Annotated in this window: 11 protein-coding genes and 3 pseudogenes; 3 read left to right on the top strand and 11 right to left on the bottom strand. The window is 35.8% G+C overall.

Annotated features, from left to right (window positions below):
• A complete protein-coding gene (locus OM961_RS02295) occupies positions 1 to 1,467 on the bottom strand; it encodes an IS4 family transposase (RefSeq protein ID WP_264339584.1) in 1,467 nt (488 codons plus the stop codon).
• Between the two features lie 105 nt (positions 1,468 to 1,572).
• Here OM961_RS02295 and OM961_RS07545 point away from each other — a divergent pair.
• A pseudogene (locus OM961_RS07545) lies at positions 1,573 to 1,934 on the top strand (transposase); the annotation flags it as partial.
• Between the two features lie 429 nt (positions 1,935 to 2,363).
• On the opposite strand, the gene OM961_RS02280 reads toward OM961_RS07545, so the two are convergent.
• From OM961_RS02280 to OM961_RS07540, 8 genes and pseudogenes are all read right to left on the bottom strand, one after another.
• The gene (locus tag OM961_RS02280; protein WP_155968855.1) at positions 2,364 to 2,999 is read right to left on the bottom strand and encodes a hypothetical protein; all 636 of its coding nucleotides are present in this window, start codon (positions 2,997 to 2,999) and stop codon (positions 2,364 to 2,366) included.
• A 128-nt stretch (positions 3,000 to 3,127) separates the two neighbouring features.
• Positions 3,128 to 5,644 (bottom strand): leucine--tRNA ligase, encoded by a 2,517-nt coding sequence (leuS, locus tag OM961_RS02275; RefSeq protein ID WP_264339279.1) that lies wholly within the window; start codon positions 5,642 to 5,644, stop codon positions 3,128 to 3,130.
• A 12-nt stretch (positions 5,645 to 5,656) separates the two neighbouring features.
• Complete coding sequence (locus OM961_RS02270) at positions 5,657 to 6,253, bottom strand: murein hydrolase activator EnvC family protein (protein ID WP_006279879.1); 597 nt, start codon at positions 6,251 to 6,253, stop codon at positions 5,657 to 5,659.
• A 45-nt stretch (positions 6,254 to 6,298) separates the two neighbouring features.
• Positions 6,299 to 6,625, bottom strand: a complete 327-nt coding sequence (locus OM961_RS02265) for a MerR family transcriptional regulator (RefSeq protein WP_006279880.1) — start codon at positions 6,623 to 6,625, stop codon at positions 6,299 to 6,301.
• Positions 6,625 to 6,930 (bottom strand): integration host factor subunit alpha, encoded by a 306-nt coding sequence (locus OM961_RS02260; protein WP_006279881.1) that lies wholly within the window; start codon positions 6,928 to 6,930, stop codon positions 6,625 to 6,627. The genes OM961_RS02265 and OM961_RS02260 overlap by 1 nt, the downstream gene beginning before the upstream one ends.
• 60 nt (positions 6,931 to 6,990) lie before the next feature.
• Complete coding sequence (locus OM961_RS02255; protein ID WP_264339278.1) at positions 6,991 to 8,178, bottom strand: MFS transporter; 1,188 nt, start codon at positions 8,176 to 8,178, stop codon at positions 6,991 to 6,993.
• A gap of 168 nt (positions 8,179 to 8,346) precedes the next feature.
• The gene (locus tag OM961_RS02250) at positions 8,347 to 8,472 is read right to left on the bottom strand and encodes a hypothetical protein (protein ID WP_256437788.1); all 126 of its coding nucleotides are present in this window, start codon (positions 8,470 to 8,472) and stop codon (positions 8,347 to 8,349) included.
• 7 nt (positions 8,473 to 8,479) lie between these two features.
• A pseudogene (locus OM961_RS07540) lies at positions 8,480 to 9,420 on the bottom strand (IS5 family transposase).
• 192 nt (positions 9,421 to 9,612) lie between these two features.
• On the opposite strand from OM961_RS07540, the gene OM961_RS02230 reads away from it, so the two are divergent.
• A complete protein-coding gene (locus tag OM961_RS02230) occupies positions 9,613 to 9,834 on the top strand; it encodes a hypothetical protein (protein WP_264339275.1) in 222 nt (73 codons plus the stop codon).
• A gap of 46 nt (positions 9,835 to 9,880) precedes the next feature.
• Here OM961_RS02230 and OM961_RS02225 read toward each other — a convergent pair whose 3' ends face one another.
• Both OM961_RS02225 and OM961_RS02220 read right to left on the bottom strand, forming a co-directional pair.
• On the bottom strand, positions 9,881 to 11,383 hold the full coding sequence (locus tag OM961_RS02225) for a leucyl aminopeptidase (protein WP_174515790.1): 1,503 nt from the start codon (positions 11,381 to 11,383) through the stop codon (positions 9,881 to 9,883).
• A 97-nt stretch (positions 11,384 to 11,480) separates the two neighbouring features.
• A complete protein-coding gene (locus OM961_RS02220; RefSeq protein WP_155968861.1) occupies positions 11,481 to 12,122 on the bottom strand; it encodes a protocatechuate 3,4-dioxygenase in 642 nt (213 codons plus the stop codon).
• 466 nt (positions 12,123 to 12,588) lie between these two features.
• Between OM961_RS02220 and OM961_RS02215 the strand changes: the two are divergent.
• Positions 12,589 to 13,159: pseudogene (locus OM961_RS02215) on the top strand (DUF6444 domain-containing protein); the annotation flags it as partial.
• Between the last annotated feature and the right edge of the window lie 51 nt (positions 13,160 to 13,210).

Here is a 13,210-nt window from a genome sequence, read left to right as displayed (position 1 = left end):
TTACCCACAAGTATAAAATTCATGAGCAAGTTTCCATCCTTCTGCTAAATCAAAGAGACGTTTCCATCCCTTCCACAAAGCTATAGGGCCTGGTTCTAAGTCATTTTTGCGAGCTAAAAACCCTCCTAACTTGGCCACCCACCTCACAATTTCTCTTATAGGTGGTGGTGTCTCAGGATAGTTTTTTGTCTTAAGCATTTTGGTATATAAAACCTTCCATTCGTCGTCAGTCAGTATGAAAGTGCAAGAAAGATTTGGATTTGTTCTAGCTACTAGTGTGATAAAAAATATTCTCCATGCAATTATACTCATTATTGTAAGAAAGCGGATTAATCTATCTGCTGCTTGGAGCCTACATTCTTCAACTTTAAGACCAGATTTCAAAATTTTATGAAAAACCTCTATTCTCCATCTTAAGCAATACCATTGTATTTTTTCTACTGCTTCTTCAAAATTATTAATATTTATATTTGTCAACAAAATCCAGTTCACAGGCTCTTCGCCAAATGGGGGGTATTTTTCTATAGCATAGACAGCATTTAAACTTAAATTAGGAAGTTTTTGGGTTTTACGTCTAGCGTTATTTTTTGATGCATTCATCACAAAGTTGCTAAACTTTACTTCTAAAACTGTTGTTCTTTGAGGTTTATCATTGCGAGCAGGAATATTCACTTGTATTTCTCCTTGACAAGACATGCGATTCATCAGATCCCACAACCTTTCACCACCTTTTTCAGAATAAGTCGACTTCTTATTTATTGTTCTGTTTTGATTTCCTCTTACTACAAAAAGAGATTGATTAGTGGAAGCAACTTCAAATAAATCATACATATCTGCTTCTCTGTCACAGACGGTAACTACCTTGATATCCTTTAATCCAGGATGATTAGTAGAATATTTAAGTGATTCTATCCACCGTATGCTTTCTTTCTCTTCTATGGGAACAGCAGTATTATGGCTTCTTCTTTTCAACTCTTTTAGGTCTTCAGCTAAGGAGGGTCTAGTACTAATTTTTTGATCCAATAATCCTATAGGCAGTCCTTCTGTTGTAACTGCAAACGTTGTATGCATCACTAATCCATGTGTTTTAAAATTAGTTGTTTTAGATGTTAATCTTGCTGCTATAATCCCTAATCCTTCGGTCTTTTTATGATTTTTATATGAGATATAACTCGTGTCTTGGATAGCTAAGATAGTTGAGTATTCTTTAGCTCTTTCAACAGTTTTAATTATATGACTTTCTAATATCTTTCTCTCAGAAATGGCATCGTTTTGGAAAAATCTATAAGCTGCTTTACTTTGATGCCAATCTTCACAAGCTTGATTTATTGAACGCTCAGGCGATTCAGCAAAACTATTAACTATTTTTAGAAGCCTTTTACTTAATCTTATATCACCAAAATTAACAATTCCAAATTCACTTTCTGCCCATTCGCCAGTTGAAGTATTTATAGTTCTTTTCATCATATATTCCATTTTTAGACCATAGATCCATTTATAATAGAAAGTTGAATTAGTAAAATATCAGCTTTTTTACTATTTATATACTTATGGGTAATAGTAAGGTAGTTAATGAGTAGTGCAATAAATAAACAATTGGTTATGAACTCTTTATTAATGGCCATTAATAGGCGTAAACCTGTTAAAAATCTACTATTACATAGTGATCAAGGTTCACAATATACTTTGCAAGGTTATCAATATCTCTTATCCATAAAAAACATAGATGAATCATAAAGGTTGTTGTTACGACAATTCTGTTGTGGAAAGCTTCTTCAGTTCTCTAAAAAGGGAGTTACCAATAGACACCTCTCGGCACTCTAAACAGCATATCAAAACTGCTATATTTGAATATATAGAAATTTTTTATAACAAACAACGTCACTATTAACTATTGCATTCCAGAACAATTTGATGCATCATTCTTTTTGTAAAAAACATTCCACACTTTCTCTCCACTTTTTCTGGGTAAGGTCATTTTTGCCTTGACCAAGAAAAAATTCAGCTATTGCCTTACTTTCTCTTGCAACAACTTCTTCCTTAACAATTTTTCCTTTCTCATCAACGATACTTATAAAAGTTTCTTTTAGTGAGATCGCTATAATATTCCATGAGACTGCTCCTACTAATAAAAGTTTAAATTATTTTTGAAGAACTTATTCTACTGAATTCGTTACTTCGTGCTAAAATAATGGACTCCATCATTCAACAGCAATTACAGTATGTTTACCCTTTTTCTTGTTATTTTTCTAATCTATAGCTAGCGTTCAAAACCATATTCGAAAATACGTTTTCGGATTTTTTTTAATGCTGTTTATTTCATCCTCAACATCGTCTCTACCTTTATGAACTAAGTAGCAGCATTAAAAATTATAACGTACCCCTATCTCTAGAGTTGCATCTGGTATTTGTTTTGCTTTTATACCACTTAGTTGCCCACCCATGGTCATACCAACTGCACCAATTATCTGCGGAGTAATTTCATAATCAACACCTAACTTTAGTTTATAGGAAATAGAACTCAGTATTTTATCTACTACAGATGAACCAGCAGCTTCACCACCTGATTCTGGAGCACCTTGTGTTTCTTCTTCCTTTTCTTTTTCTTCTTGTGAACTATCGCCATCACCATCAACTGTATCACTAACACCAAAGCCAAAAGGTGTTATTTGGAGATATCCTCCTAAACCTCCGCTGACATATAGTTTAACGGGATCAATATCAAGGTCAGGATAGAAGCGGTAGTTTGCCAATAAGCTAGCTCCTATGCTCTTTAATGACTTAATATTACTGAGAACCTCAAGTTCAAATTTAGAGTTTTGGTCATAATGGTAACCAAGAACAACACCAGGTTTCATTTTAAAGCCACCACCCCAACCAGCACCAAAGTTTAAACCTGCATAGTACTTATCTTCTGACTTACTTGCACTATTACTAGCTGCACCTGCTAGAGATGAAGTAAGCAACACAGCCAAAACGCACAATCTCTTTATTTTCATATAACTCCTCATACAAAAAAATATATAATGCATAAGTATATATCCTTTATATTAAAAAAGATATAACTACATGTCAAAAAAAGTATAGCCATAAAATCAGATTATATAAAACGTACTACTCAGGTCTTTTATATAACTATATTTACTATCTTATTTGGTACAGCATATACAGTGCGAACTTTGCTTTGATCGATCTTACTGGACACAGAGTCTATCGCTATTTTCTTCAATTCTTCTTGAGGTAAGTTAATTGCCACCTTGATTGTTGTACGTAATTTTCCATTGATTTGCACTGCTATAGTTACCGTATCGTCAACTAATAATGATTCATCAGCTTTTGGCCAAGGTTGACCTCCTATTTCTTGCCATAGGCTTTCAGCTAGATGTGGTATGAATGGTTCGATTACTCTGATTAATATACATATACCTTCATCAATAAGAGATTTTCCAGTTTTTACGTCTATTTCAGCTATTAAATTCGTCATCTCACGAAATTTTGCCACTACACAGTTTAATCTGCAGTTTTCCAAGTCATCTGTAAGTCCGTGTAAGAGTTTATGAATTTTTTTTCTGTACTCTAGAAGTCCACCCGTAACATTTTCATTATCATAGTGTATATTTACAGGTCTTAGCTGCATGACCATACGCCACAATTTATTTACATAACGAGAACAACCTTCCACACCATCATCGGACCATTCCATATCTTTCTCCGGAGGAGTGTCGGACAACACAAACAAGCGAGCAGTATCAGCACCATACTTTTCTATGATAAAGTTTGGGTCAACTGTATTCTTTTTCGATTTGCTCATTTTTTCAACTTTGCCCACTTGAACTTTTGCACCTCGCGCTATTAATTCTTTTGCTTCTGCGGGAAATAGCCACTTACCATTTTCGTCTTTATAAGTTGCATGGCAGACCATTCCTTGAGTGATTAAAGTAGAGAAAGGCTCTTTAATATCAAAATAGCCACATTTGGTTAAAGCACGGCAGAAAAATCTTGAATAAAGCAAATGCAGAATTGCATGTTCTATCCCACCTATATAATAATCAACAGGCATAAAACGATTACATGCATCTTTGTCTATTGATTTATCTTCACTACAGAATGCAGCAAAATACCAGGAAGATTCAAAAAAGGTGTCGAATGTATCAGTTTCACGCTCTGCTTGCTTTCCGCACTTTGGACAATCAACAAATTTCCAAGTTGGGTGCTTATCCAGCGGATTGCCACCACTTGTAAATTCTACATCTATTGGTAGAACTACAGGAAGGTCTTTTTCTGGCACTGGAACAGTTCCGCAATCTTTGCAATATATGATAGGTATAGGGCATCCCCAATAACGCTGCCTTGAAACTCCCCAATCGTGCAAACGATAGTTTATTGTTTTTTTGCCTATTTTTTTTTCTTCAAATTTTTTAACTATGGCTTCCTTTGCTTCACTAACCATTAATCCGTTTAAGAATTCGGAGTTAAACATTGTCCCGTCTCCAGTATACGCCTCCTTTGTCATCTGAGTAGCTTGACACTGGGATCCATTGTAAGAATTCTGGTCACGCGCTGGAATGACACCTAAGTGGGCTGAAGAAATAACGGGAATTATCGGCAAATTATATTTCTGTGCAAATTCAAAGTCACGCTGATCATGTGCAGGGCAACCAAAAATCGCGCCTTCCCCATATTCCATCAACACAAAATTCGCTATGTAAAGCGGCAATTCCTTATCAAGAAATGGATGTTTGACGTTTAATCCGGTGTAAACTCCTATTTTTTCATCGTTCTCTCTTTTCGATTTTATTTCCTGGATCCCAGTGTCAAGCACTGGGATGACAACAGAAGAACCATTCTTTAATTCCTGCACAATAGGATGCTCTGCTGCCACTGCACAAAAAGAAGCCCCAAACAAAGTATGAGGATAAGTTGTAAAAACTTTTAATTTCTTATTCAGGCCAACTACTTCAAACTCTATAGTTGCTCCTTCAGATTTTCCTATCCAACGCTCCTGCATTGTTTTGACTTTTTCTGGCCAATTTTTCAAACTTTGCAGGCACTTGAGTAAATCTTCAGCGAAATCAGTAATCTTTAAAAACCATTGGGACAACTTACGTTTTTCAACAACTGCACCTGATCGCCATCCTTTTCCATCAACCACCTGTTCATTTGCAAGCACTGTTTGGTCCACTGGATCCCAGTTAACCCATGATTCTTTTCGATAGGCAAGCCCATGCTTTAAAAAATCCAGGAAAAATTTTTGTTCGTGTTTGTAATAATCAGGCTCACATGTGGAGAGTTCACGCTCCCAATTATAAGAAAGACCTATAGATTTCAACTGTGTACGCATATTATCTATATTCTCTTTTGTCCATGTTTCGGGGCTAATATTGTTATCCCTTGCTGCATTCTCAGCTGGTAATCCAAACGCATCCCAGCCAATTGGATGCAAAACCTCAAATCCATTAGCTCTCTTGTAACGCGCTATCACATCCCCTATTGCATAGTTACGTAAGTGTCCCATATGAATTTTACCAGATGGATATGGAAACATTTCCAACACGTAACACTTTTCTTGTTTACCACTCTTGCTTACAGAAAAATCCCATTTATCTTGATAAAATTTTTCAACACTTTTAAAATCATATTTCATATAAATCCAAATTCAATTACAGTTCATATGCATCAAAGGATCAACCGCTTGGCCATTATGTCGTATTGTGAAACACATCTGTGGATCTTTATCTTGTGTGCTTGATTTACCTGCAGATCCAATTACTTGACCTTGCTTTACTTTATCGCCAATTTCAACATGTATGTTTTTTAAATAGGAGTACACAGTCATGTAATTATCTTTGTGTTCCACTATAATTAAATTCCCATACCATCTCAGCCCTTTGCCTACATATATCACTTTGCCTGGTGCAGAGGAAACTACGTTCGTTCCATTTTGAGCAGCAATTTTTATGCCATCCTTACACATTTCATCAGAAGAGGTAGCTGAACCTTTAACTGGCATTACAAATTTACAATTTACCCCCACATTTTGTGTATTATTGTTATCTTTGTATATCCTATTTATGATGGCTTTTCTACTTTCTTTTTGCACTGAAGGCTCCCTAATTAAATGGTACTCTCTTGTATATTCCAGATCTCTTTTTCCGTAAAATTCTTCGCCTTTAAGCAGCACAGGTGCAGGTTTTTGCAGGCCACAGCCTATTAATATTGCTAATAACATAAGAAATGAGGCTATATGCCACATTTTAAACTCTCACAAAACTCCAAAATTTTAGCGAGACGTAGTGTTTCACGCCTGCTTGTTACTTTCCTCGTTATTTATTTTACTAGTTAAATAGTCCCTCAAATCGGTGAGTTCTTGCAACAAATTCTTTGTGACTTTTATATCATTACCAAATTCTTTTTGCACTCCTTTTATTGTATATCCTTTATCATATAGCATGTATTTTACTTTCTTTATGGCCTCTATACACTTGCGATCATATAGCCTTCTTCCTTTACGCTTTGTAGGCTTAATTTGATGAAATTGACCTTCCCAAAATCTCAAAACATGCTGTTCCAAATGTAGCTCTTCAGCTACTTCCCCAATCGTATAAAATAATTTTTCCTTGTTCATTAATTATTGATTGATTTTTTTATAATTTTTGAAGGCCTAAAAGAAACTGAATTTCTTGCCTGAATCATCACTTTCTCCGATGTATTTGGTATATTTCCTGGTCTTTCCTTCTTTTTCTTAACCAAGAATGTTCCAAATGACGATATTTTTACTATTCCATCCTTTACCAAGCTTGTCTTTATTTCGTCCAATATATCATCTATTATCGAAACAGAGTCTTCCTTTGATAATCCTATTTCTTGGTTTATATCTCCAGCTATCGTTGCCTTAGTTACTGTTGTGTCTTTTGTTGTAACGTGATCCATTATTGATAAATATTACAATACGTAAATATAATATAGCAATCGACTCGAGATTCAGCTACTTTATTTTTTAGAGTATGTCTCTTTTGTTGCATAATTTAAAATACCGGCAACTATCAATATCGCAAATATTGCAAAAAGTGCCATTTTATGATCTGTAAAAAGTGCTAACATTGACACTATAACTCCACTGCCAATAAACATAAATCCATTGATAATGGATGATGATGTGCTGATGTATTTTCGTTTCACAATCTCGCTGCCGACAGTAAAATTAAGCATATGTCCTCCCGCAAAAAACCCGAACATTAACATACAAAAGTACACAACGTGGACTGTTAAATGGCTGTATAGTAAAATAATAATTGAGACGCCTTGCAATAAAGCAAAAGCAGAAATTACATGTTTCCTATTTTTAAATAAGTTTGAGATTCGATCTGCAATTGGAGCACCAACTGCAAGACCAAGCCATAGTATTGCAGTTGCTATACCTGACTCCATTGCATTGAGTTCTGAGTTGCCCAGTAACCTTGGAGCCCACAAGGTATTAAGTGCTAAAAATGTTCCAAAAGTAATAGCACCCACCACTGAAGTTATCCAGATATCTCTTAATTTTAGCACTGTTAATATAGAGCACATTACTGTCTTCATAGAGCTTTTTATTGTGCGCTTTTCTGAGCTGCTTTCTGGAAGTGTGTTTGGACAAAAAAGCGTAAGTACAAATATCAACACACCAAATAGTATTATGCATACAATCAGATTTTTCCAATATGCATCTTCGGCAAGCAAGTTAGAGAACAGTATTTGAATTACCAAAGCAGAAAGGCTTGAAATTGTCTGCACTAGTGAAAACATTAGTCCAAATTGGGCAGCGGAAAAACATATGCTACTTGTGTGAGCAGCACCAATAAAACCAAATGATGCTCCAGTTGCAATCAACACTTGAGACAAAATCAAATGGGAGAAATTGTCACTATTAATAAGGACAAAAAACCCCAAGATCATAGTTGATAACGAGAAAAAATAAATTTTTTTACTGGAAAAAACATTAAACGTTGCTCCACTAAAAAATTGTAAGATGGCGAAAGTCCAAGTATATGCTGAATTATCCAGTGCAACTTGCGCGATTGTAAGTCCAAGTTCCTTTTCGAGATTTACACTTATAAAGGTATAAATTATCTGCATGTTGCTGAATATAACAACCAAGTTACTAATCAGCCAAATGAACCAAGCCTTAGCTCTGCTTTCCATAAGATTTGTTTTTATAAGTAATCTATTAGAAATTTAACACTAAGTCTCTTTTTAAGCTATTGTTTCCTGACTACTGTTATAGCTAACCCAAAAAACGGTTTCCCTACGTCATGCCGCCGCGGTATCTCTTAGCCGCTAACAAGCAGCGGGATGACGATTGTCAGGGTGTCATCCCAGCGCCCCTATGATGTCATCCGAGTAGCCAACACTGGTTTCCATCCAAGACGGTGTCATTCCAGTGCTTGACACTGGAATGGCTTTGTTGCATCGCTCTTCGGATAGTAGGTAACGCACAATAAATTTATGAAGCTATCTCAAATTTAGCCATACCAATATCAGTGAACTTATTGAGCAAATAGCATTTAACAAGTAGTTCCTTCTCTCTATTTGTCTCAGATTTATTCCTAAAACTAAACCCGAATGTTTGTTTCAGTCGCGAGAAAAAACTTTCTATATAAGATCTTTTTCCATAACTCATCTCTTTTTTCCACTTCTTTATACCATCTTCATCATATGACTTTATGAGCTTGACTGCAGAATTTCTCTCAGCCATATAGTCTAACTTTGGATGCTCTGCTGCGTTGTTTTTCGGAGGAATTTTCGTTTTTATACCATATTGATTACACAGCTTATAGAGCTTTTCTCTGTCATATGCCCTATCTGCATATAGTACTTTTATGACATACTGAAAATCGACTTCTTTTAGCAAATCACAAGCTCCATAGTGATCAGCCGTTACTGTATTTTACAGCTATGGCTTTTTTGCTGTTTGTATTCAACATTACATGCAATTTTCTTGTCTGTTCATAGCTGCGATACTTTCTATCTTCGCTATTTTCTTTGCTATGACCAGGAGTGTTGTTGTATATACTAATTCCTGTACTGTCTATAGCAATTTCGATATCTTCCATATTATTTTCTGCAATCATTGATCTTAATATTGAGTTTCTTAAACCTTCTTGATGATTGTGAATAGCTGATAACTTGCAAATTTTTCCCAATTTGCTCAAGGTATCCTGCTATAAACCCAACTGTTTGCCTCAGGCCTATTCTAAATAAACAAGTTATTATGTGCACCAAAATTACAACTTTATCGCTATAAATATTGTTGCCACCTGGTATTTTTGGACTATTCTCGTACCACTTTTCTATGGCTTCGTTGATATAATGAAAAATATTTCCTCTTTTTTCTAGAAATTTGTTATATTCGCTATGGTTACTGACCCTCATTTTTTGTGGCATATTTTTTCTTTCAAGGTTAAATGGCTATTTTATAATGAATTTTGTCAGCAGCCACCAGATTTTTTCAGTTGCTATGCAACAAAGCCCACTGGAATCCAGACTTTAATTGTTATACTTGTAAATAATCTGGTGAAAATAAACGTTCATCTCAAAATGCAGTATTTTTGTTGAAATAGCTCAACTGGATCCCAGTTGTCTGGGCACTGGGATGACACCATAGGAGGCTACTTGGATGACAAAAAAAGGAGCACTGGGATGACAGCAGTCCTACGTCATACCGCCGCGGTATCTCTAGATCCCGCTAACAAGCAGCGGGATGACGGTTGTCAGGGTGTCATGAAAGTAGCTGACACTGGAATCCAGAAAAAAAGAAATATGTATCAGCTACTTTCATTTGCTGCGCCTCAAAAATAAACGTTCATGTAGCTGTAAGTCAAGCCATAAATCCAGATAAAGATCTTTAATCATTGGCTTCGTAGTACTTTTCAACCAACTTATTAAGTAACCTTACACCAAAACCTACTGCTCCTCTTGGACAAATGTCAGTACCTTTTTCGTGCCAAGCAGTGCCTGCAATATCTAAATGTGCCCAGCAAGTTTCATCCACAAAACGCTGTAAAAACTGTGCAGCCATTATGCTATCTCCGCCAGAGCCCGCAGGAGCGATATTTTGCACATCAGCAATCGGTGAATCAATAATTTTATCGTAAGTTTCATTCATAGGAAAACGCCATAACTTCTCATTTACTTCATTTCCTGCATCAATCAGACGGTTTGCTAATTCATCATTATTTGAAAAAAGACCAGCATATTCGTTATTTCCAAGCGCAACCACTATAGCACCAGTTAAAGTTGCAAGATCAATCATAAATTGTGGTGAAAATCTCTCTTGCGTATACCACAAAGCATCTGCAAGTATGAGCCTTCCTTCTGCATCGGTGTTCAACACTTCTATTGTCTGTCCAGACATTGAAGTTACTACATCACTTGGTCTTTGAGCATTACCACCCACTGCATTTTCTGCAAGTGCGACCACACCGATCGCATTTACTTTTGCTTTTCGTCCTGCTAAAGCATGCATCACCCCAACCACAGCAGCAGAGCCTGCCATGTCATATTTCATCGACTCCATACCACGTGAAGGTTTGAGCGATACTCCACCAGTGTCAAACGTTATGCCTTTACCAACAAAAGCTATTGGCTTTTGTTCTTTAGCAGCTCCATTCCATTTTATCACTACTAATTTTGGTTCTTTACTACTTCCTTGTGCAACTCCAAGCAAGGCTCCCATTTTTTTCTCTTCCATCTGCTTTTTATCAAGCACCTCGATTTCAAGGCCAAGCTTAGTAAGTTCTTTTTTTATATGATCAGCATAGGATTCTGGATATAGAATGTTAGGAGGCTCTGTTATAAAAGAGCGCGCAAGGAATATACTCTCACCTTCTTGCCTTGAGTGCTCAAATGATCTTTCAGCATTACTTAATTGCTCATCTTTTACTAATACGGTAATCTCCTCTACCTCTGTAATTTTCTCATCCTTTTTAGTTTTATACTTATCAAACTTAAAACTACGCAGAAACGCACCATATGCAACATTTGCTGCACTACCTTCGATTAAAACCGCTGCTTTTTTAATTTTTAATCTGCTTAGCTCACAATATATTTTACCACCAATATTTAATTCTTTATTTTCATTCCATTCATCCTTCTTACCAAGTCCAACAACTATGACATTTTTTTCTTCTGGCAAAGTAGTAGAGAAAAATTCACCAAAACTTCCATTGAAATTGCTAAATTGCTTTATATTATCCATGATCTGTTTTCCTTGCAAAACTCCGCCATCATTTACGGTTTCGTTGTCCTCAAATAAACCCGTTACTATTGTTTTAAAATCGGGCGAAATTTTAGAAATTGTTATTTTCATTGCTGGCATCTCCGTTGCAAATAATTGTAAACTGTACATAAAACACAGCAAAAACATCAGTAAGATATTTTTCATATACATCCTAAGTACAATAACACTCAAGTTTACTATGGACTCCCTTACATGCAAGGGTTTTTTATCTTTTATTAGAGAACTTATTATATCCGCCCAAGGTAATGTTAAACGTATAGGTTTTTATGACCTGATCACTGTAAGTAAATGGTGTTATGAGAAGGCTTGCAAGCCCATTACTAACAAAATCTCCAAGAACAGGATCAGCACAATTATCGCAATTATGGTCAACAAAAAACATTTGCGTTGTGAATTCCGGAAAATCCGGATGTTGAACTAGAAAGTTGATATGTGGAGCTCTATCACCAATTTTACCAGGTGCTATCGTAATAAAATTATAATAGCCAAGATTATTCACTACAAACCTTCCTGATCCAGCAAAATTCGGATCATCCTCTATATTCTTATCGTAATGGTTCACGCCGCGTGAATTCGCGTGCCATATAGAAACTACAGCATTTTGTATTGGTAAGCAGTTTATATCAGTAATTCTACCCACTATGTGTATTAATTCCCCTATTGCACTATTTGGAGAACCAGGTTTCCTTCTTAAATTGTTTGAAGAGCTAAAATTTTTTGGCCTTGCATCAAGGTCATATATTTCCGGAGTTTTAATGCAGTTGAGCAAAACAGGATCAGCTGCAAATAGCGGCAAACTGAATATCATTTGTACTAAAAGTGCTAACAAGATATTTTTCACATTCATTTCATTTATAATAGACTTCTTGCATAACCATATAACAAACTTTTATTGGAAATAGAAACGAAAAAACTTGCTTGACACCCTTCGCCAGCCCCCTTATCATGAAACTGAAGGTATTCAGTTATCTTCATCTGTGCAGATTAAACAGCAAGAAAACAACGTAGTTGGCGTCTTATTTTTAATTTTTTGCACTATGTGCACCTTATGTCTTCACAATATTTCTAGGTTTTTACCTACACAAGCTGAAACGCGCTATTTAAAACATTAAAAAACGCCAACTTAAAAAATGGATAGTGAATAACTAGCTACCCTAGGGTTTCTTTTGCCTTTTTTTCTGTTTAGTAAATTGTATCCGTTCAGCGGAGTGGTAGAATAAGGTAGACAAAGCAAGATAATAAAGATAATCATAGAGCAAAAGTGAGGTAATGTGGTAAACCTTTGAGAACTCTGCAAAAATTTACAGCAAAAAATAGAAAAGTTGGAAGGGAGGATAGAAGAGTTAGAGGCAGAAAATAAGGCCTTGAGGATTGAGAACGCTGAGTTGAAAGAGAGGCTTGGTTTAAATTCAAAAAACTCATCCCTGCCCAGCTCAAAAGAGCCATACAAAATAAAAAAGGACAAGCCAAAAAGCGAAAGGAATGTTGGCGATCAGGTTGGGCATAAAGGAAATTTTCATGCCACAATGGAAGCGGATAAAGTAGTAAAAATAGAGTTGCCTAATATTTGCGAATGCGGAGGAGAGCTTGTAATATGCGAAAAACCTTATGTTCACCAAAAAGTTGATCTTCCGGAAATTAGGCCTTATGTAGTAATTGGAACATGGTCGTTGTTGGAGATGCAGAAAAAGAAAAAGTAGCAAGTTACCAGAAGGTGTTACGCCAGATACATTTGGTCCAAGGGTTAAGTCTATAATTGCAGCACTCAGCGGATTTTACAAAAACTCAAAGCGTGAAGTGGCTAGTATCATAAATGACATTTTTAATTTGAACATAAGTGTTGGCAGCATATCAAATCTTACTATTACCCACAAATATAAATGTACTTATAAATAAAGTATTACAATATTAAAGTTTGCAAATATTGAGGGTATA

The organism is Wolbachia endosymbiont (group A) of Cydia splendana, from assembly GCF_947179475.1.
Classification (GTDB): domain Bacteria; phylum Pseudomonadota; class Alphaproteobacteria; order Rickettsiales; family Anaplasmataceae; genus Wolbachia; species Wolbachia pipientis.
The sequence above is the reverse complement of the archived record's forward strand: the minus strand, read 5'-3'. Positions and strand labels throughout refer to the sequence as shown.

What these genes read in the sequence shown, in the direction of transcription:
- OM961_RS02295 (WP_264339584.1), bottom strand. Translation starts at nt 1,467, where the DNA reads ATGATGAAAAGAACTATAAATACTTCAACTGGCGAATGGGCAGAAAGT.
- OM961_RS02220 (WP_155968861.1), bottom strand. Translation starts at nt 12,122, where the DNA reads ATGAATGTGAAAAATATCTTGTTAGCACTTTTAGTACAAATGATATTC.
- OM961_RS02270 (WP_006279879.1), bottom strand. Translation starts at nt 6,253, where the DNA reads ATGTGGCATATAGCCTCATTTCTTATGTTATTAGCAATATTAATAGGC.
- OM961_RS02225 (WP_174515790.1), bottom strand. Translation starts at nt 11,383, where the DNA reads ATGTACAGTTTACAATTATTTGCAACGGAGATGCCAGCAATGAAAATA.
- OM961_RS02280 (WP_155968855.1), bottom strand. Translation starts at nt 2,999, where the DNA reads ATGAAAATAAAGAGATTGTGCGTTTTGGCTGTGTTGCTTACTTCATCT.
- OM961_RS02260 (WP_006279881.1), bottom strand. Translation starts at nt 6,930, where the DNA reads ATGGATCACGTTACAACAAAAGACACAACAGTAACTAAGGCAACGATA.
- OM961_RS02265 (WP_006279880.1), bottom strand. Translation starts at nt 6,625, where the DNA reads ATGAACAAGGAAAAATTATTTTATACGATTGGGGAAGTAGCTGAAGAG.
- leuS (WP_264339279.1), bottom strand. Translation starts at nt 5,644, where the DNA reads ATGAAATATGATTTTAAAAGTGTTGAAAAATTTTATCAAGATAAATGG.
- OM961_RS02255 (WP_264339278.1), bottom strand. Translation starts at nt 8,178, where the DNA reads ATGGAAAGCAGAGCTAAGGCTTGGTTCATTTGGCTGATTAGTAACTTG.